This window comes from Pedobacter sp. KBW01 (assembly GCF_003852395.1).
GTDB lineage: Bacteria > Bacteroidota > Bacteroidia > Sphingobacteriales > Sphingobacteriaceae > Pedobacter.
The window spans coordinates 182049-201375 of the sequence record NZ_QAJQ01000019.1 but is presented as its reverse complement, the minus strand read 5'-3'; the positions used below and the strand labels follow the sequence as shown (position 1 = coordinate 201375).

Genomic DNA, 19327 nt, shown 5'->3' with positions numbered 1-19327 from the left:
GTTTTTTAATGAGATTGTGGAGAAATAGAACCTGATTTTTTTTGAAAAGCCAAATCAAAATATTGTAAGCATGTTTGCTTATTCTTTTGTGTGATTTAATGTGGATATATATTGTCAAAATCGACAGGAAGCTCCGGTAGGCTCTCCAAATTAATTAATTGCATGTTTTTGGGATTGTTTTTTGAATATATAACATCTACTTCCAAGCCTTTATAAAATTTTCTGGAATAATTGTAACCATCGATTTCCTTTGTAATTATAAATTCCTTTCCCTCTTTGGTTACAAATTTTACATTTACTTTATTTGTTTTCATTCCAGTTCCACCATGGAGCACTCTTTTATACTCGGTTGAATTACCAGAAATTACAGTACCTATTGTTTGTATCTTTGATGACTGTAAGAGTTCATTTTCGGCATAATCGAATTTTTCAGAGAATAGAAAAGCCAAAATAAAGCAGGGGATTAGAAAAATAATGGCAAAGCTGTATTGGATGTTTGGCTTGTCTAATTCTTTTAGAAAATCAACCGTCCAGGTTCCATAATATGCATATGCGTGTAAAATAAAAAAGCAAACAACAAGAGCCCCAATGATAGATAGTAAAGTGGTGTAACCTATAACATCTTGATAAGGAATAATGGAATAGAAGAGATAAAAAGAGATTATTACACCTATTGTCCAGGCAGAGAAAATCATTAAATTTCTTTTGGGTAGATGTTTTAATTTTTCCTGTAGAACAATTTCTTTTGCTTTTTCGGTTATATCCTTAGCGTCATCATCATCCTTGGCGTTTGCTTTGATGAAATTTTCTATTTCAAATTCGTAAGCTTCGCTTCTGAACATTTGTGCCAGGGCATTAATTTTTTCTTCTTTAAGCATTTTTGAGCATTAATTTCCAAAACTAATATAGATAATTTTTATCCTAAATAAATAGCTAAGACCTATCCGCATACCAAGATTAAACAGAACCATTTTTAACTGCCCAATCTACCATTGAGTCGAGCACGGCGAAAAGATCCTCGCCAGGTTTGGTAAGGCTGTAGGTAACAACAGGCGGAACAACGGCTTGTGCGTCCCTGTATACAATATCATCGGTCTGTAACTGCTTTAAATGTTGGATCAGCATTTTTTCGGTAATCTGCGGGATGGCCCGTTTCAATTCGCTGTAGCGCTTGGGACCACTCATTAAATGGTAAATAATAATCGGTTTCCAGTAACCACCAATTTTTTCCATTACAAAGGTTACCGGGCAGCTGGTTAGTGCCACGCCCTTGTTAAAATTCCTGGTCGAACTCTCTTTAATCGCTGTCATGTTACATACTTTGGGGTAAGTACTTGTATAAAAGTAAGTGCAAATATAACTTTGTATTCATAATTTAAAAACAAAATATCATGAAAATAACATTAACAGGATCTTTAGGAAATATTACCAAGCCAATTGCCGAAACTTTGGTTGCCAAAGGTTACGAAGTAAAAATTATCAGCAGCAATCCCGATAGGGCTGAAGCCATTAAAGCAATGGGCGCTATCCCGTTAATTGGCAGCGTAGCCGATACTGCATTTTTAACAGCAGCCTTTACGGGTGCAGATGCTGTTTACACTATGGTACCTCCCGATTTTTCGGTGCCTAATTTTAAGGCTTATATTAGCGAAATTGGTAAAAACTATGCTGTAGCCATTCAGCAATCGGGTGTTAAGAAGGTAGTGAATCTAAGCAGCGTAGGTGCTGATTTGCCAGATGGAACAGGGCCAATTGCCGGATTGCATGAAGTAGAAAAAACTTTTGCCCAACTGGATGGAGTAGCCGTAAAGCATTTGCGTGCAGGTTATTTCTATATTAATTTTCTGGCCAATGTTGATATGGTCAAACATGCCAATATTTTAGGTTCTAACTTTGGTGCCGATGCAAAATTGGTATTAGTGCACCCAGGCCACATTGCTAAGGTAGCTGCCGAAGCATTTGAAGATGATTTTGCAGGAAAAAGTGTGCAGTATGTAGCCAGCGATGATGAAAGTACGCCAGCAGATGTAGCTAAAGCTTTGGGTACTGCAGTAAGTAAACCAGCGTTACCATGGATCGAATTTAGCGATAAAGATGCTTTTAACGGAATGACAGGAGCTGGCTTACCGGAAGAAATTGCCAAGAACTATGTAGAAATGGGCGATGCCATCAGGAGCAATGTACTTTTTGTAGATTATTTTAAGAACAAACCCGTTTTAGGAGGTGCTACTCTTCAGGATTTTGCAGCTGAGTTTGCTGTAGCATACAATGGCTAATGCACGATTCAGTTGCCTGGTTTTAAAACCGGGCAACTGCTATCCTGTTTACATCCAGCTTTCATTCCGATGCTCTACCTGGTATAGCCAATAGTTTACCAGTTGTTTAATTTCGGTATAGTTACCATATTTAAAGCGAATCTGACCTGCAGCAGTGTGCAGGCACAAATGGCCAACATCTGCACCTTTATGCCATGGATATTGAAATGTAGTGATGGCTTGTATTTTAGCAGGTGTTATAATTTCGTGCGAAATATCCCAGATACCACTCTTTTTTACAATAAACTCATCGCTAACCGAAATACAGTGCTTTTTAAAACTGATATAAATCATTACTATGCCTGTAACCAGATAAATAGCAGCTGCCGCTATAAAGGGCTTAACCTCTGGAACATTTAGAGCTATAATCAGAAAAATAATCACAGGCAAAACGAGTTTAAAGAAAATAGGCAGATTTAAAAAACGCCAGTCGGGAATAAAGGTTTTACCTGGCTTTGGAAGCTTGCTCAATATCATACGTAGCAATTCATCGCGCTCGGTAGGGTTACAGCCCGGAATTTCCATGGTATTGCCCTGCATTTCATGTCCTTTCTTACTTTCGCCAAAATGTGCCTGCTTTAAATTTACATTCAGCATATTTAGCTTCTTCTGGAAATAGTTTTGGCTGTATTTGGTAATCTGCACCTTGGCTGGGTTAACCAGTGTGTTTTTCTTCGCAATTAATCCTGATGAGAGGAGCAGGGCATCTTTATGCTGACTGATTTGAAGTTCAAAATACTTATAAAAAGTCCTAACCATATTAATTACCAGCAATACAACCAGCAATACACCAATTAAAATAAATGCGGTTACAATGGTTAACATGCCGGTAACGGTACTTTCTATTACATTTTTATCAATTTTAAAAGTATCCAGCAGTTGCTTTCCTTCGTAAATTACAGTGTAAAAGAATGCGGCAAGCAGTGCCAGGCTCTGGCCATAATTTGATGTGAGTCCAACCTTAAATAAAGTCCATGAGCTGATTCTTAAAAACGGGGTTTCCTCAACAATTTGAGCCTCTTCGGCCGTTTCCGGTTGGTTTTCAATAGCAACTTTTTTATGGAGTAAATGTGCTTTGAGGTTATATGCAGAGGTTTCATCAATGGCTTTGATGCTTACTTCTTCGCCATGAGCGCCAGCGGTATCTATTTTTAAACCGTAAACACCTATAATTTTCTGCAGGATAGATTGATTGATGTTAACCTGCTGGATTTTATCGAGCTGGATAATTACCTGGTCGCGGTTGAATATCCCTTTATTTACCACAAATTCCTGTTTTTCTTTATCTAAAAAGAAAGTGAATTTTACATACCATAAGTAGGCAAACAAGAAACTCCCCAAAATTATTACCGCCAGGCTCAATAGCACATAAATTAAATATGCACTTTGAATTTTTACAAAAGCGTAAATAATAAAGAAGATAAATGCCCGGCCAATGCTTAAGGTGGTGTGCGCAGCCATGATTACGATTCCGGCTGCCGATTGTCGCTGGGGTTTACTAAAATCGTTGTTCATTATGCTGGGGCAACGGTTTGGTTATCAATTAAATCCAGTTTTTTCAGTAGCAGGTCTCTGATATTTTTGGCTTCTTCAATAGGTATGCCCGAAATGTGGATATGACCTGTTTGGCCGCCTGCAGTAAAGAGCTGCAAAGAACCCAAATGAAAAGCCCTGGATAAAATACCTTCGTTAAGCTCGATGTGCTGAATTCTGTTTAAAGGTACAATTGTAGTAGATTCTGCAATGATACCGCTTTTGTATATCACATCGTGTGTACGGATTGCATAGCCTCTTTTCTTAAAGCTGATCCTGTAAAGAAGGAATAGTATAGCCAAAAGGGCCACATAAACAGCGATTATTAAGAAGGCGTATGCGCTGATTTCCTTGATGAAAATCAATAAAACAGCCGCACCTATTCCAATGATGCTTAAGAAAATAGAAAGGTTAATGCAAATAATTTTCCAGTAATTGGAGTGAGGATGTTGGAGCTCTATTTCTTCATATTTCGGAAGTGAATTGATATCGATCACCTCATTGGTAAATGTTTCTGTTGGCATTGTTAAAGATATAAAACAATTTAATCAGCTATCTGACTAATCATTAATTGTTTTGTTACCGCGCAACGATAAACTTTTTGGCAGCATTGTACTGGCCCGAATCGGATGAGATTTTAAAGAAATAAATTCCTGGAACAAAGGTAGAAGTGTTAATCTCTAACGTATGTTTTCCGGTGTTTAGGTATTCGTTTACAACAGTTTTAACCAGGCGGCCCATTAAATCGTAAATCTGGATATTGATTTTATCCGATTCGGGCAAAACCACATCAATGAAGGTTTGCATGGAGGCAGGGTTGGGGTAATTCTGCGTGACGGTAAATTTTAAGAACTTATCAAAAATAGCTTTGTTAATGGCATCGAAAATAACATAACTTACTAGCCTATAACCACGTGTATTGGGGTGAAAAGCATCCTGATAGAGCGAGAAATCTCTTCTCATGGCAGCGTTTACATCGGCCAGATAGATTTTGTATTCTGCTGCCAGGCGTCTGTATCCGGCATTTATACTTTTAATGTGCGCATTTACGGCAACATAGGATTTGATGTTACGATCATCTACATTTTGCAGGGTGCATAAAATAGGTACCAGCTTTTGTTTCAGGCTGGCTACAATAAAAGCGCGCATATTGGCAATGGTTTCCGCAACACTTCCTTTACCCGAACTAATTGATACAGCATCGTTAATGCCCATGTCTATCACAATAAAGCCCGTTCTATTGCTTATAGCATTGTCAATTCTAAGCAGCCCCTGAAAAGTTGTTTGTCCGCCAATACCATGATTGGTTATATCTATAATTTTATTGGTATAGCAGTTTAGAAAGTTGTTTTTTAACATGGTTTGAAAGCCCTGTCCGTTTACACCTTCAACAGTACTGGCACCAAAAGTTACAATGTTAATACTATCTTTCGAGTAATACTGAGCTGCTTCGGGACAGCTTACGCGTGTAGGATTTTGATTTGGGGCTGGAGCCTGCGCAAAAGACGAATTGCAAACACAAAGCAGTAGCAGCGATAAAAATACTAGTGCACTATGCTTCATTGTAAAATTTCTTTCTTTGCAGGTTTAAGGATATCTGTGTGCGCAATGTACAAAAAAGTAAATATAATTAATACCATAACTTTTCTTTTTTACAAACAATAAATCATTTTTTTGTCTTTTTCGGTATACGTGTTTTGAATTTTAAAAAAATGCGGATTAATCGTAAACCAATTTAAAATTATCAGGTTGCGATAATTAACCGGTTACACCGTCGTTTTGCCATTTCGTAACGATAAATTCAGGCACCTTTTTGCGTCGTTTATCAGGTAAAACCTATATTTGCCCAAACTAATTTTGTTATGCAAGAGATTAAAAATTATGTAGAAACGCACAAACAACGTTTTTTAGATGAATTGTTTGAATTATTGCGTTTTCCATCGGTTAGTGCCGATCCTAAATATAAAGGTGATGTTTTAAAAACGGCCGATTATGTAGCACAGAAACTGAAGGATGCAGGAGCCGATAACGTAGAAATTTGTCCAACAGCCGGATATCCTATCGTTTATGGCGAAAAAATTATTGATGCCTCTTTACCCACCGTTTTAATATATGGTCACTACGATGTACAGCCAGCTGATCCGTTAGAATTATGGCATACGCCGCCTTTCGAGCCAACTGTACGCGATGGTAAAATTTATGCACGTGGTGCATGTGATGATAAAGGCCAGTTTTACATGCACGTAAAGGCATTCGAACTGATGATGGAGACCAATACCCTGGCTTGCAACGTTAAGTTTATGATTGAGGGTGAGGAAGAGGTTGGCTCAGCTAATCTTGGTATTTTTGTTAAGGACAATGCCGAACGCCTGAAAGCTGATGTGGTTTTAATTTCTGATACTTCGATGATTAGCATGGAGCATCCATCAATCGAAACAGGATTGCGTGGACTTGCCTATATGGAAGTAGAAGTGGTAGGGCCGAACCGTGATTTACACTCAGGTGTTTATGGTGGTGCAGTGGCAAACCCAGCTACTATTCTCTGCAAAATGATTGCTTCTTTGCATGACGAAAACAATCACATCACCATTCCTGCTTTTTACGATAAAGTGGTAGAACTATCAGATGAAGAGAAAAAAGCCTTGAATGCAGCACCTTATGATGAAGCTGAATACAAAAAAGATCTTGATATTGAAGAAGTTTGGGGCGAAAAGGGCTATTCTACCTTAGAGCGTACCGGTACCAGACCAACTTTAGAAGTTAACGGGATCTGGAGCGGTTATATTGGCGAGGGAGCTAAAACAGTATTGCCAAGTAAAGCCAACGCCAAAATTTCGATGCGTTTGGTGCCTAACCAAAGCTCAGAAGAAATTGCTGAGATTTTTACCAGACACTTCGAAAGCATTGCACCTAAAAATGTAAAGGTAAAAGTTACCCCTCATCATGGTGGCGAACCGGTGGTAACCCCAACCGATAGTGTAGCTTATAAGGCTGCCGAAAAAGCTATTGAAGATAGTTTCGGTAAAACTGCTATTCCAACCCGTGGTGGTGGTAGTATTCCAATTGTGGCGCTATTTGAAGATGTTTTAGGTATTAAATCGGTACTTTTTGGTTTCGGTTTGGATAGCGATGCCCTGCACTCGCCAAACGAAAAATACGATATCTACAATTATTACAAAGGAATTGAGACATTGCCTTTATTCCACAAATATTTCGCTGAATTAAGCAAATAAAAACGAAAAACCGTCATTTCGGGCAAAGCGCAAAGTAGTTGAGAAATCTGTCTGGATGGATCACAGCGTTTCAGTCGGGATGACGGTTTCTTTTTTTGGAAAATAAAAGGTTTATATTTCATAGGTGCTTTCGTCCCGCTATCGCTTATAGTCCTCATTCAGTTTTCGATGCCCCGTCATGCTGAATTTATTTCAGCATCTCTTTAAATCTCTGTGCATTCCTTTGTATCCTTTGTGGTTAAATTGCTTTTTGTTTTGGCTATTGAATAAATAATATGCTTCACCTCTGTGTCCTCTTTGTGTTCTCTGCGGTTAAATTGCTCCAAGCTTAGCACTCTTTCTTAGCGCCTTTGCGGTTAAACAACAAACCCAATCCCCCAACTCATTGCGTTTAAACGCGAACCCTAATTTTTAAACCACAGATTTTTTTCTAAATTGTACCCATGAAATATTTATTCTCATCTCTTTTGCTTTTATCCGGGCTCGCTTCTTTTGCTCAGGATACTAAAACGATTAACCAATCTGGAAACCCAATTTTTAAAGGCTGGTATGCAGATCCGGACGCGGCCGTTTTCAACAATAAATACTGGATTTACCCCACTTACTCTGCTCGTTATAAAGAGCAGGTATTTCTGGATGCATTTTCATCCGATAATCTTGTAACCTGGAAAAAACACCCACATATTTTAGATACAGCTGCTGTAAAATGGGCCAATAAAGCCATGTGGGCACCTGCAATTGTACAAAAAGACAAGAAATACTATTTGTTTTTCGGTGCCAATGATATTCAGAATGATAAAGAAATTGGTGGAATTGGAGTAGCAGTTGCCGATAAACCTGAAGGACCTTACAAAGATCATTTAGGTAAACCTTTGGTTGATAAGTTCTACAACGGTGCACAACCTATTGATCAGTTTGTGTTTAAAGATAAAGATGGACAATACTACCTGATTTATGGCGGCTGGAAACACTGTAATATTGCCAAATTAAATAAAGATTTTACTGGTTTCCTGCCTTTCGAAGATGGAACTATATTTAAAGAAATTACTCCCGATAATTACGTAGAAGGACCTTATATGTTCATCAGAAATGGTAAATATTATTTCATGTGGAGCGAAGGTGGCTGGACCGGACCTGATTATTGTGTAGCCTACGCAGTAAGCGATTCTCCATTTGGTCCATTTAAAAGGGTAGGTAAAATTTTACAGCAAGATGCAACAATTGCAAGAGGAGCAGGGCACCATTCTTTAATCATCAATGAGAAAAAGAATAAATATTACATTGTTTACCACCGTAGACCATTAACAGAAACCGATGGAAACCATCGAGAAACCTGTATCGATGAAATGAAATTTGATGCAGATGGTAATATCCTTCCTGTAAAAATTACCAACGAAGGTGTTAAAGCACAGAAAGTTAAATAGTTTTACTTTTTAGCTCACAGTTTTTAGTTTACAGTTTGCAAATTGCCAACTGTAAACTAATTCGTTTTCAATACAGTCTCTTGCTGGCGTTTATTCAGCATGCTAAAACCGTAAGCGCAAAGTAACAAGATGCAAGCCAACCCAAACCAAAGCCAGTTATAACCAAATTGTTTGGCAATCAAAAACCCAAAATATGGTCCAATAACCTGCGCACACGACCAGCTCAAGGTATAACCTGCTGCATACAAGCCTCTGTTATGTTCATTGCTCCGACTAATTACAATGGTATTTATGAAGGGTAAGACAAACATTTCGCCGATTGTAAAAGTTACAATGGTTAACACGGCCGATATGACATGAAAAATAATCGGCGCGCTTAACAACAAGTAAGATATCGCAAAGAAAATAGAACCAATAATGATGAAAAACATGGGCGACTTTTTCTTTTCAATCTTATTGATCATAATCATTTCAAACAACGCGATTATGGCGCCGTTTAAACCTATAATAATCCCGATGGCAAACTCATCAATATGCCATTCCTCTTTAAAAAATACCGGCACCACTCTAAACATTAAAAAGGCACAAGTAATAAATAGAGTAGTTAAAAGAATAAATTTCACATAAAAAGTATCTTGCCAAGGCTTTAAAATAACCATAGTGTTGCGGTTTTCCTTTGCCTTTTTAATGAAATCCTGCACTTTCGGTAATAAAACTAAAATAGAAAGTCCAACCAGTATACTTACCGATCCCTCTACAATAAACAAAAGCTTATAATTAATAGAGGCAATAATCCCCGCCATACTAATCCCCGCCGACCAACCGATATTTACAGCCAATCTGTTTAGCGAATAGGAGCGGGTAATGGTTCCTTCAGTTGCATAGTGGGCTACTGCTGTAAAATTTGCCGGCCTAAAGGCTTCCGAAAAAAAGCTGATTACAACTGCCAGTATACATAAGGTAGAGAAATGGGTAATGGTTGAAAACAAGATAAACAACAATCCGCCGATTATCGACGAAATGATCTGCACAGGCCTGAACCCAATCATATCGGTTAATTTTCCACCGGTTGCTGAGCCCAGGATAGAACCTGCTCCAAATAAGGTAATAATCAGGCCGGCATCCATTGCTGATCGATGCAAACTCTGGGTAACATACAAACCCATAAACGGAACAGCCATGCTACCGCAGCGATTAAACATCATTACAATGCTCAATAACCAGGTTTCGCGGCTCAATCCGCTAAAAGAAGATTTATACGTATTTAGTATAAGTTTGTACATATTGTTTTCTTAGCACACAAAAGTAATAAAGCCCTGGCTATTTAGTATTACGAATCAATTTCTGTATCTGTTTTTACAAAAAATGGATATAACGGTTTTCTTTATTTTAAACATCATTTCTTTAAATTAATGCTCCAAAGCCAAAATCTGTTAGAAAAACTACGCAACATTAGCAACGATATATTAGAACCAGGAGATTTTTATGAAAAATTGGCACCTGCAATAACCGCTTATACCGATCTTTTATTTAATCTGGGAAAAATAGAATCGGATGGAGCGGCAGACAGGAAGCATATAAACCTGAAATTAGGTAATGCCATTGGTACCTTCTGGGCTGCAAACTGCGTGAAGGAGATATTTAGAACACAACGTTTTGTAAGAGGGTTATATTGGGCTGTTAAAGATAAACTTGCTCAGAAAGGTAGTCCTGTTCAGGTATTGTATGCAGGTACCGGGCCTTTTGCAACTCTGGCACTACCAATTATGAGTCAATTTAGTCCTGAAGAAGTTCAATTTTCTTTCTTGGAGATTAATCAAAACAGTTATAATAAGTTATTGGATGTAATATCAGCCTTTAACTTTCAGCAGTATGTAAAACGGATTGAACTTACAGATGCTACTAGTTATATTTTACCCGATAAAGAAGTCGATATTGTCTTAAGTGAAACCCTTAATAAGGCGCTGATTACCGAGCCGCAGGTTTTTATTATGCTTAATTTAGCAAGTCAGTTGGATGATCAGGCAATCTATTTGCCAGAAGAAATTACTGTAAATCTTTGTGCAAAAAAGAGAAACGAAAGGAACTTTACCAAGCTTGAAAAGCTAATTACTTTTAATCAGGCTGAAATGAAGCGTATTATAGGCAATTCTGGCGATCAACAATGGGTGTTTGATGAAATAAAAGCAGAATTAGGCGATAATGAAATAGAAGACCTATATTATGCGACTGAAATAAAAGTGTACAAAAATAATTTCTTAGGATATAACGATTCTTCTTTAAATTTTTTAGAAAAAGTAAAACCAGACCAAAAAGATTCGAAAACCCTGTTTTTTAAATATACAGCTAATGAAAGGCCTGGTTTTGTTGCATATGCAGAAAGCTTAGCAAAAGTCTGAATTTCATTTTCCTGGGTTACAATATTATATAGTAATCATTTTTTAATTTAAATAGATTTTACCCAAATTAGCGGTATATATAGTATATGCCGCCAGATAAGAGAGTTCCGACCAACAAGAATCCAGTTAACAGAAAGCCTGCTACCAGAAAACCTGCGGTAAAAAAAACTGCAGCCAATAAAAAAAAGCAGACTAAAATTCCTATACAGCTTAAAATTGCTATTGCTGCTTTATTGTTGGTTTTGCTTTCTCCGTTTTACTATGGTTATGTTTTAAAAGGTTTTGTAGCTACCTGGCGCTGGGTTAAAGATTGGGGACAAGATCCCAACTACCGTACATACGAGAGCTTTAATATCAAAATTCCTAAAAAGTATACCGTTCATGGTATCGATGTTTCCTATTATCAGGGCAAAATAAACTGGCCAAAAGTAAAGTCGATGAAAGAGGATGAGGTGCAAATCAGTTTTGCCTTTATCAAAGCTACAGAAGGCGTTTTAATGGTCGATCCGTACTTCCAACGCAACTGGCGCGAAGCCCCCAAATCGGGTATTATCTGTGGAGCTTATCATTTTTTCAGACCACGTAAAGATGGTAAAACCCAGGCTAAATTCTTTTTGCAGGTGGTAAATGTAGAGAAGGGCGATTTGCCTCCTGTGGTTGATGTCGAATCGCTGGATGGTGTTTCTCCGTTAAAAATGCGTGCCGAACTGTCCGATTTTCTGAATTATGTAGAGCTGAAAACCAAAGTAAGGCCAATTATTTACACCGGACTAAAGTTTTACGAAGATTACCTGGAAAGTCATTTCAGTGATTACCCTTTGTGGATTGCGCATTACTATCAATCTAAATTACGATTGGATAACAGCCGCTGGAAATTCTGGCAACATTCTGATAAAGCGAAAATTAATGGCATTGGCCATGTGGTAGATTTTAATGCCTTTAACGGCGATAGTTTAGCACTGGATAGGCTGTTAGTTCGTTAACTGGTTAATTGCTTAAACCAGTTAACTTGCCAAATTTGTTATCTAACTTTTTGCGTACCGTCCTCCTGAGATTGTTTCAGAATCTATTATACGTGATCCCATTTAATTGTCTAAATCTATCAACCGGTTATAAACAGCAAACAAATTGTTAGTAAGCTGACACTAAATGCCAAACTGATTAAGGAACTTTATACCGTCCAGCTTTCACATTTCTCTAAGAAAAACTCATCCGCTTCTGCGCCGATGCCAATTTCATCGGGTACATCCAGAAAGTAGCCATTATAAGTTAACCCGCCAACAACCGGATCTACCAGGTGGCCTAATAAAGCCGTATCAAGGTCAAAAAACTCTACATTCGGACTCGCATAAGCGAAATGTAGGTTGGCACTCAACGCAATTCTGGTTTCGAGCATACTGCCAATCATGCATTTAACGCCGGTTTGCAAAGCTTCTTCGTGTATTTTCTGTGCCTCCAGTATTCCTCCCGATTTCGAAAATTTGATGTTCAGGTAGGTTGTAGATTGACTATTGATTAGCTTACGGGCATCGTGGTGGTTGTAGCAACTTTCATCAGCCATTAATTTAATTGGCGAGTTGAGGTTGAGTTCGGCTAGTTTGTCATCGTACCAGGTGCGCATAGGTTGTTCACAAAACTCAATGTTGTATTTTTCAAGTGCACCCAAAGCAAACAGCGCATCATCAAAACTCCAGCCCTGGTTGGCATCCAGGCGTAAGGTTATTTCTTCACCAACCGCTTCACGAATATGTTTTACCCGTTCAATATCATCATGAACGTTTTTGCCCAGTTTAATTTTAAGGATTCGACAGCCCTGGCTTTTATATTTTAAGGCGGTATTAGCCATTCCTTCCGGCGTATCAATACCAATCGTCATATCGGTTTCGATGATACGTTTTTGTCCACCTAAAAACTTATAAAGCGGTAAATTGGCATGTTTAGCCGCAATATCAAACAAAGCCATATCAAAAGCACTTTTTATGGTGCTGTTATGATCGGCATAACCCAGCAAATCATTCATTCGCTCGGGAATATCTAACGGATCTTTGCCTTTTAAAATGGCGGCAAAATCCTTTGCCATAGCAATGCAGGTTTCCTGCGTTTCGCCCACAATCATCGGGAACGCAGAACATTCGCCAATGCCGTGGATGCCTGCATCGGTATAGATGCGGACCAATACATTTTGTGCAAAGTGCATGGTGCCTGTTGCAATCACGAAAGGCTCCATGGGGATGCTAAAGCGGTATATTTCGGTATGGGTGATTTTCATGTTTAAGGCTTAAGGTATAAGGCTGAGGGTGTAAGGTTTGTTGATCAGGATAATGTGTCTAACTTAATTTGTGACACAATGCGTCACGAATAGTATTATGAATCTAAAAGTATAAAAACAAAAACTAAATAGAAACAGGTTTGTAGATTATTAATAGATTTACGCTTCAAATTAAAACTCCATTTTCCCTGTTACATTTACATTGGCCGCCATGTCAGAAACTAATAATTTAATCCACGCTTCATCACCTTATTTGCTCCAGCATGCCCATAATCCGGTTAATTGGTACGAATGGGGGGCAGAAGCATTAACAAAAGCCAAAGCCGAAAAAAAACTGATTTTAGTCAGTATAGGTTATTCTGCCTGCCATTGGTGCCATGTAATGGAACGCGAAAGTTTCGAAAACCACGAAGTAGCCGAAGTAATGAACCGGCATTTTGTATGCATCAAGGTCGATCGTGAGGAACGCCCAGATATTGACCAAATTTACATGTACGCCATTCAGCTCATGACCGGAAGCGGCGGCTGGCCCTTAAATTGTATCTGCCTGCCCGATCAGCGTCCGATTTATGGGGGCACTTATTTTAGGAAGAACGATTGGATTAATATTCTGGAAAACGTGGCTGCCTTATGGATAAATGAGCCCGATAAAGCTATTCAATATGCCGAAAGGCTAATTTCGGGTATCCGCGAAAGCGAAAAGATAATTCCGGCAGTTAATCAAGAAGATTATACCTTAACTCATTTAGCTGAAATTATCGAGCCCTGGAAACGCCATTTCGACATCGGTTATGGTGGTTACAACCGTGCACCAAAATTTCCTTTACCCAATAACTGGGTTTTTCTGTTGCGGTATGGATTTTTAAAAGACGATCAATCTGTTTTTACGGCCGTTTGTCATACCCTCGAAGAAATGGGCCGTGGCGGCATTTACGATCAGATTGGGGGTGGTTTTGCCCGTTATTCAGTTGATGATAAATGGCACGTACCTCATTTTGAAAAGATGCTTTACGATAATGCCCAATTAATTAGTTTATATACCGAGGCCTATCAGTGTACCCGGTTCAATTCGTTTAAACAAATTGCAACCGAAACCATTGAATGGGCTTTTAACGAAATGACTTCGGCTGATGGCTTGTTTTATTCGGCTCTGGATGCAGATAGCGAAGGGGTAGAGGGCAAATTCTATGTTTGGGATAAAGCTGCTTTTGATGCTGTTTTAGGCAGTGATGCCGCTTTGATAGGCGAGTATTACAATGTTACTGAAGAAGGCAACTGGGAAGAGGAACAAACGAATATTCTCCGTAAAACCATCAACGACGATGATTTAATACAGAAATTCGGGATTGATGCAGAAACCCTATACAATAAGGTAGAAGTTACCAAAGCTAAACTATTAGCCGAGCGAGATAAACGTGTTAGGCCGGGTTTGGATGATAAATGCTTAACCGCCTGGAACGGGATGATGATTAAAGCCCTGGCCGATGCAGCAACAGTTTTAAACCATAAACCTTATTACGACAAGGCTTCGGCGGCAGCGCAGTTCATCTTAACTAACTTGATGTCCGAAGAAGGTGGTTTATACCGTAACTACAAAAACGGAAAAGCTTCTATTACCGGTTTCCTTGATGATTATGCTTTTCTGATTGAAGCTTTAATTACCCTTTACGAATATGATTTTGAGGAAAAGTGGCTGGATGAAGCCAAAAGTTTGACTGATTATGTATTGGCTAACTTCGTTGATGCCGATTCACCCATGCTCTTTTATACCTCTGCCGAAGGAGAGGATTTAATTGCCCGTAAACACGAGGTAATGGATAACGTAATTCCGGCCTCGAACTCTGCCATGGCACAGAACCTTAAAAAACTTGGACTGCTTTTTGATCTGGAAAATTATACCGAAAAAGCTGCAGAAATGCTTGCTGCGGTAAAACCTAAGATTAAAACCTACGGTTCGGCTTATTCTAACTGGGCCATACAGTTATTAAGCGAAGTTTATAGCACGAACGAAATTGCCATTACCGGATCAGCAACCGAAGCAATTAAATTGGAATTAGGCGGGCATTACATTCCTAACAAAATTGTATTGGGTGGAACAAAAAGTAACCTGCCGCTGTTAAAAGGTAAGCAAAGCAATGAAACAAAAGTTTATATTTGCCGAAATAAAGTATGCCAGTTACCGGTTAACACTGTTGAGGAAGCATTAGCGTATTTACAATAAAGAAAAATAGATGAATATTTCACCAAACTCAGTAGTCGCATTAACTTACGAATTGCATACTACTAACGAAGAAGGACAACAGGTTTTTGTAGAAAAAGCCGATGAGCAAAATCCTTTAGTATTTTTATATGGCGTAGGCATGATGTTGCCTAAATTTGAAGAGCATTTAACTGGCTTAAAAACTGGTGATGAATATGCTTTCGAATTATCTGCTGAAGATGGTTACGGTACAATTGATCCAGGTGCTTTTGCAGATTTGCCAAAAACCATGTTCACAGAAGCTGGTGGCGAATTGCCAAATGTTGGTGATGTGATTCCTTTGCAGGATAACAACGGTAACCAGTTCAGAGCAGGTGTTACTGCTGTACACGAAGATACCATTTCTGTAGACTTAAACCACCCAATGGCAGGTAAAAACCTGGTATTTAACGGTGTGATTTTAAACGTACGCGAAGCTACTCAGGATGAGTTGGCACATGGTCATGCACATGGTGCTGATGGTCATTCAGGTCACTAATTGATCGATAAATAAGATATGGAAAGCTCAGGAATAAACGCCTGAGCTTTTTGTTTTAAAGGTTTAATCCTCGAAAACCTCTTCCAGTATAAGTGTGAAGCCTGGTAAAATGCTGGTGGTTACTTTCTCACCACTAGTTAGTAGTTTGGTAGGTTTAAATTTTCCTTCTTCATCAAGAATATACCTGAAGAATGTTTTATCAGAAGTGCTTACAATCCAATATTCTTTAACACCGGCTTCTTCGTAAACTTCATATTTGTTAACTAGTTCCTTTTTATTATTGCCTGGCGATAAAATTTCTACTACAATATCGGGTGCACCTATACAACCTTGCTTATCCAGCTTTTCCTGATCACAAATTACAACAATATCTGGCTGAACAACTGTGATAACTTCATTGTTCTCATGTGTTTTCTTAGCCAATCGTATATCAAAAGGTGCAGTGTAAACTTCACATTGGTGACCTTTTAATGTATTGTAGATCGGATTATATATCCTTCCTAAATTTTTTTGGTTTAAACGCGAAGCAGCGGGACTCATTCTGAAAACATGTCCTTTAATAATTTCCAAACGTTCTTCAAAAGTAAAATGCAAATAATCGGCATAGCCATAACAGCCAGCAAAATCTACTTAGTTAACAGTTTGAATGGGAGGAAGCTCTTCTTCAGTTGGATATGGTTTAATATTTTTCATAGTGGCGTTAACCAAATATAATAAATATTAAACGATTGGCTAAAAATCGATCTTCAAACGTAAGCCGCCATTGGTAAGGTTCAGGTTTTCTTTAGAGAAAGTTTTCATTGGTAACCTTAAAAAAGGCTCGATTGAAATGTTATTCTTTTTCGAAATTTTCTGCTTATAACCCAGTGAGAAATTATAAAACCCGATGTATTTATCCGGATCTATATTGTTTTCGGGCTGCGGCTCCGTTGTTTTCTCCTGTACAATCAGCATTTTCTGATCGGCCAACCCATTTGCTGTAGAATAAGAAACATTTTGCACCTGATTAACAATATAATTATTCTGCTGGCTGTTGTTGATTACAGCCAATGCCGAAATACCAACACCAGTATAAAGTTTATCGCTAATGTTATATTTTAATTCCAAAGGAATGTTTATTCCGCGCACTTTGGCATCAACCGAAGTCAAATTTTTGCCCGATAAGCTTTGAGGAGCCTGAGCGTTCAGTGATTCGGTGGTACTGATTGAGGCATAAGAAACGCCAGAACTGATCGACAGTTTATTGGCTATGGCATATGATAGGGAAACACCATAGTTCATGGTTACCTTATTGTCATTTCCCATAGAAGGGGCTACATAAACATCGGGTGTCCATTTAGATGGCTGGCCTGTTTTCGAAACCGGCTTATTTTGATTATCGCGACTATCCTGCGCCAACAAATCCTCAAATTTCAATTTTTGGACTGTAGGAGAAGCAGTTTTTTTCTGCGTGCTTAAAATATCGATAGGTTTTACCGAAAAATTAACCAGATTAATTGCTTTAAGGGTATTATTGAGTAGGTTATTATTGGTTAAGTGAGTTTCTTCAGGGATTTGAAGCGCAGCATAGTTTGTGCTTTCGGCTGCTAAAGGTTTTATGTCACTTGTATTTGGAGTATTTCTGTTAATGGATAAAAGTGCCTCATTAGTACCATTAGGGTTGGTTACCTTTGCAGCATTTTCTTTGATTTCTATATTTTTATCAGCTGTTGCTTTAGTATTACTGTTATTATGTTGCTCTGCATGAGGTTTTACTGAAAGGGTATCATTTTTTTGTTCCTGTGTGTTAAGTGCAAAAAATACTCCGCCAAATACAAAAATTAAGGCAGCAGCTGCCCATAACGGCCAAAAAGCAATGCGTCGTTTCTTTTCTTCTTTTCCTGAAAAGCGCTCCCAGGCCCCCGCAGGATATTGTTCCTCGTGGTTTTGAAGCTGTGATTTGATATGCTCAATTAATTCCTTATCCATTTTTTTCATATGAATTAACCAAGGTATTTAGGTAAAGGGTACGTAACTTATTTTTAGAGCGTGTTAAATAAACACGGCTCGAACTCTCGGGGATATTTAGCATTTTCGATATCTCATCGTGTGCAAAACCTTCAATTTCATATAAGTTAAATACCAGTCTCTGCGTATCTGGTAAGTGATTTAGTAAGTTCAAAATATCATTAACATGAAGTTCGGAGGCTACTGAAACATGGGTAACCGGATGTTCGTGTTCTGCCAGATCATCAACATAAAACTGAATTTTCGAACTCCGTAATTTATCTATAGCTGTACGCGAAGCAATCTGCGCAATCCAGCCTTTAAACGAACGCTGTAATTCTTCGGGGTTTTTAGGTGGTTTGAAAGTGCCTACATGCTTGAAAATTTTGATAAACGTGTCATTTACAAGCTCTTCACTGTCCGAAGGGTTCTTGGTGTACCTTAAAATAATGCCCATTAAATAGCCATAAAATGATTTATACATCATTTCTTTACAGCCATTGTCGTTTTTTACACAGCCTTTTAAAATTTCGTCAAAACTGAGTATTTTTTTTACCACCCCTGTAAAGGACTATTTATTAAAGGTTTATCATGATTAATTTTTACAAATTTAAGAAAATAACACTGCCCAAAATGATGTGCAGTGTCATTTTCAGTTTTCCACAGGTAGAGTAGATTATTTGTTTGTCATAACCGACAAACCAACTCCTGTACTATCGGTTTTAGATGATAACCCTTTAGCCCAGATAGTATAAATTTTTCCTTTTTCAATTTTTACAGCAGGTAAAGTAGCTTTAACTGTTCCACCTTGTTTAAGCTGGAAAGTGTAGCTGTCGTTAGGTGCAATGTTGGTAAAGGTTGTAAATTCTTTAAATGCTTTAGCTGTAAATAATGGTGCATCAGTACCTGAAACAGCCAAATCAAAAGGGCTCGAACCCGGGCTTAAGTTTACAAAACGAACTTTAGCTTTGTCGGTTTCAGGTGCTTTTAAATCATCTTCCAAAACCAAAAGCTTGGTCGATTTTAAAGTGTCAACCACGAAAACAGAATAAAAGGATCCTGATTTTAAGGTTGCTGTAGCTGTAGTTAAATATTTTAATGAATCTTTTTTAGCTACTCCAACCAATCTTGTACCTGGATAAGCAGCATAGTAGCCTAAATCTTTGGTATAGGTAAAGCTGTTTATTTTTTGGTTGTCCAGAATAAAATCTAAGGCTGCTGTTCCTGGCGATGCGTGTACGAAGCCAATACCGGCAGCTTCGATCGGATCGTTGTTAAAATCTTTTTTACAGGCAGTTATAGTTAATGTAATTGCTAGGAGAGAGAAAATAATTTTAGTAGTGATACCGAAGTTTTTCAAATTAGTTTTCATTTTAATGTTTTAAATCAATTTTTTGAACAAAATTGGTTAATGGCCATTAACGCTTTTT

18 protein-coding genes are annotated in these 19327 nt (G+C 38.2%); 7 read left to right on the top strand and 11 right to left on the bottom strand.

Annotation, left to right across the window (positions count from 1 at the left end; all coding sequences use genetic code 11):
• Window positions 1–95 precede the first annotated feature (95 nt).
• Both DBR40_RS18785 and DBR40_RS18780 read right to left on the bottom strand, forming a co-directional pair.
• The gene (locus DBR40_RS18785; protein ID WP_124561278.1) at window positions 96–878 is read right to left on the bottom strand and encodes a hypothetical protein; all 783 of its coding nucleotides are present in this window, start codon (window positions 876–878) and stop codon (window positions 96–98) included.
• 79 nt (window positions 879–957) lie between these two features.
• Complete coding sequence (locus DBR40_RS18780) at window positions 958–1311, bottom strand: winged helix-turn-helix transcriptional regulator (RefSeq protein ID WP_124561277.1); 354 nt, start codon at window positions 1309–1311, stop codon at window positions 958–960.
• Window positions 1312–1391: 80 nt separating this feature from the next.
• Between DBR40_RS18780 and DBR40_RS18775 the strand changes: the two genes are divergently transcribed.
• Window positions 1392–2276, top strand: coding sequence for an NAD(P)H-binding protein (locus DBR40_RS18775; RefSeq protein WP_124561276.1), 885 nt, complete (start codon window positions 1392–1394; stop codon window positions 2274–2276).
• 48 nt (window positions 2277–2324) lie between these two features.
• On the opposite strand, the gene DBR40_RS18770 is transcribed toward DBR40_RS18775, so the two are convergent.
• From DBR40_RS18770 to DBR40_RS18760, 3 genes are read right to left on the bottom strand one after another with little or no spacing between them, the layout of a single operon-like run.
• A complete protein-coding gene (locus tag DBR40_RS18770) occupies window positions 2325–3830 on the bottom strand; it encodes a PH domain-containing protein (RefSeq protein WP_124561275.1) in 1506 nt (501 codons plus the stop codon).
• Window positions 3830–4372 (bottom strand): PH domain-containing protein, encoded by a 543-nt coding sequence (locus DBR40_RS18765; RefSeq protein ID WP_124561274.1) that lies wholly within the window; start codon window positions 4370–4372, stop codon window positions 3830–3832. Before DBR40_RS18765 ends, DBR40_RS18770 begins: the two co-directional genes overlap by 1 nt.
• A gap of 55 nt (window positions 4373–4427) precedes the next feature.
• Window positions 4428–5411: an SGNH/GDSL hydrolase family protein gene (locus DBR40_RS18760; RefSeq protein ID WP_124561273.1), complete on the bottom strand. Its 984-nt coding sequence runs from the start codon at window positions 5409–5411 to the stop codon at window positions 4428–4430.
• A gap of 299 nt (window positions 5412–5710) precedes the next feature.
• Between DBR40_RS18760 and DBR40_RS18755 the strand changes: the two genes are divergently transcribed.
• Window positions 5711–7081: a dipeptidase gene (locus DBR40_RS18755; protein ID WP_124561272.1), complete on the top strand. Its 1371-nt coding sequence runs from the start codon at window positions 5711–5713 to the stop codon at window positions 7079–7081.
• 443 nt (window positions 7082–7524) lie between these two features.
• The gene (locus DBR40_RS18750) at window positions 7525–8505 is read left to right on the top strand and encodes a glycoside hydrolase family 43 protein (RefSeq protein ID WP_124561271.1); all 981 of its coding nucleotides are present in this window, start codon (window positions 7525–7527) and stop codon (window positions 8503–8505) included.
• A gap of 56 nt (window positions 8506–8561) precedes the next feature.
• Here DBR40_RS18750 and DBR40_RS18745 read toward each other — a convergent pair whose 3' ends face one another.
• Entirely contained in the window at window positions 8562–9788 is a 1227-nt protein-coding gene (locus DBR40_RS18745; RefSeq protein WP_124561270.1) for an MFS transporter, read from the bottom strand.
• A 345-nt stretch (window positions 9789–10133) separates the two neighbouring features.
• Here DBR40_RS18745 and DBR40_RS18740 point away from each other — a divergent pair, with 345 nt between their 5' ends.
• Together DBR40_RS18740 and DBR40_RS18735 are read left to right on the top strand one after the other, a co-directional pair.
• Entirely contained in the window at window positions 10134–10904 is a 771-nt protein-coding gene (locus DBR40_RS18740) for a hypothetical protein (RefSeq protein WP_124561269.1), read from the top strand.
• Between the two features lie 86 nt (window positions 10905–10990).
• Entirely contained in the window at window positions 10991–11887 is an 897-nt protein-coding gene (locus tag DBR40_RS18735; protein WP_124561268.1) for a glycoside hydrolase family 25 protein, read from the top strand.
• A gap of 188 nt (window positions 11888–12075) precedes the next feature.
• On the opposite strand, the gene DBR40_RS18730 is transcribed toward DBR40_RS18735, so the two are convergent.
• On the bottom strand, window positions 12076–13173 hold the full coding sequence (locus DBR40_RS18730) for a mandelate racemase/muconate lactonizing enzyme family protein (protein WP_124561267.1): 1098 nt from the start codon (window positions 13171–13173) through the stop codon (window positions 12076–12078).
• 211 nt (window positions 13174–13384) lie between these two features.
• On the opposite strand from DBR40_RS18730, the gene DBR40_RS18725 reads away from it, so the two are divergent.
• Both DBR40_RS18725 and DBR40_RS18720 read left to right on the top strand, forming a co-directional pair.
• The gene (locus tag DBR40_RS18725) at window positions 13385–15394 is read left to right on the top strand and encodes a thioredoxin domain-containing protein (RefSeq protein WP_124561266.1); all 2010 of its coding nucleotides are present in this window, start codon (window positions 13385–13387) and stop codon (window positions 15392–15394) included.
• A gap of 10 nt (window positions 15395–15404) precedes the next feature.
• A complete protein-coding gene (locus DBR40_RS18720; protein WP_124561265.1) occupies window positions 15405–15911 on the top strand; it encodes a peptidylprolyl isomerase in 507 nt (168 codons plus the stop codon).
• 63 nt (window positions 15912–15974) lie between these two features.
• Here DBR40_RS18720 and DBR40_RS18715 read toward each other — a convergent pair whose 3' ends face one another.
• The 4 genes from DBR40_RS18715 to DBR40_RS18700 form a co-directional block, all read right to left on the bottom strand.
• Entirely contained in the window at window positions 15975–16505 is a 531-nt protein-coding gene (locus tag DBR40_RS18715) for a Uma2 family endonuclease (RefSeq protein WP_233603932.1), read from the bottom strand.
• Window positions 16506–16643: 138 nt separating this feature from the next.
• Window positions 16644–17879, bottom strand: coding sequence for a hypothetical protein (locus tag DBR40_RS18710; RefSeq protein ID WP_124561264.1), 1236 nt, complete (start codon window positions 17877–17879; stop codon window positions 16644–16646).
• Window positions 17872–18456 (bottom strand): RNA polymerase sigma factor, encoded by a 585-nt coding sequence (locus tag DBR40_RS18705; protein WP_124561263.1) that lies wholly within the window; start codon window positions 18454–18456, stop codon window positions 17872–17874. The genes DBR40_RS18710 and DBR40_RS18705 overlap by 8 nt, the downstream gene beginning before the upstream one ends.
• A 117-nt stretch (window positions 18457–18573) precedes the next feature.
• Window positions 18574–19269, bottom strand: coding sequence for a DUF4397 domain-containing protein (locus DBR40_RS18700; protein ID WP_124561262.1), 696 nt, complete (start codon window positions 19267–19269; stop codon window positions 18574–18576).
• Window positions 19270–19327: the final 58 nt, after the last annotated feature.

Bases quoted from the DNA above. Each gene is read 5' to 3' on its own strand.
- DBR40_RS18785 (WP_124561278.1), bottom strand. From the start codon at position 878: ATGCTTAAAGAAGAAAAAATTAATGCCCTGGCACAAATGTTCAGAAGC.
- DBR40_RS18780 (WP_124561277.1), bottom strand. From the start codon at position 1,311: ATGACAGCGATTAAAGAGAGTTCGACCAGGAATTTTAACAAGGGCGTG.
- DBR40_RS18775 (WP_124561276.1), top strand. From the start codon at position 1,392: ATGAAAATAACATTAACAGGATCTTTAGGAAATATTACCAAGCCAATT.
- DBR40_RS18770 (WP_124561275.1), bottom strand. From the start codon at position 3,830: ATGAACAACGATTTTAGTAAACCCCAGCGACAATCGGCAGCCGGAATC.
- DBR40_RS18765 (WP_124561274.1), bottom strand. From the start codon at position 4,372: ATGCCAACAGAAACATTTACCAATGAGGTGATCGATATCAATTCACTT.
- DBR40_RS18760 (WP_124561273.1), bottom strand. From the start codon at position 5,411: ATGAAGCATAGTGCACTAGTATTTTTATCGCTGCTACTGCTTTGTGTT.
- DBR40_RS18755 (WP_124561272.1), top strand. From the start codon at position 5,711: ATGCAAGAGATTAAAAATTATGTAGAAACGCACAAACAACGTTTTTTA.
- DBR40_RS18750 (WP_124561271.1), top strand. From the start codon at position 7,525: ATGAAATATTTATTCTCATCTCTTTTGCTTTTATCCGGGCTCGCTTCT.
- DBR40_RS18745 (WP_124561270.1), bottom strand. From the start codon at position 9,788: ATGTACAAACTTATACTAAATACGTATAAATCTTCTTTTAGCGGATTG.
- DBR40_RS18735 (WP_124561268.1), top strand. From the start codon at position 10,991: ATGCCGCCAGATAAGAGAGTTCCGACCAACAAGAATCCAGTTAACAGA.
- DBR40_RS18730 (WP_124561267.1), bottom strand. From the start codon at position 13,173: ATGAAAATCACCCATACCGAAATATACCGCTTTAGCATCCCCATGGAG.
- DBR40_RS18725 (WP_124561266.1), top strand. From the start codon at position 13,385: ATGTCAGAAACTAATAATTTAATCCACGCTTCATCACCTTATTTGCTC.
- DBR40_RS18720 (WP_124561265.1), top strand. From the start codon at position 15,405: ATGAATATTTCACCAAACTCAGTAGTCGCATTAACTTACGAATTGCAT.
- DBR40_RS18710 (WP_124561264.1), bottom strand. From the start codon at position 17,879: ATGGATAAGGAATTAATTGAGCATATCAAATCACAGCTTCAAAACCAC.
- DBR40_RS18700 (WP_124561262.1), bottom strand. From the start codon at position 19,269: ATGAAAACTAATTTGAAAAACTTCGGTATCACTACTAAAATTATTTTC.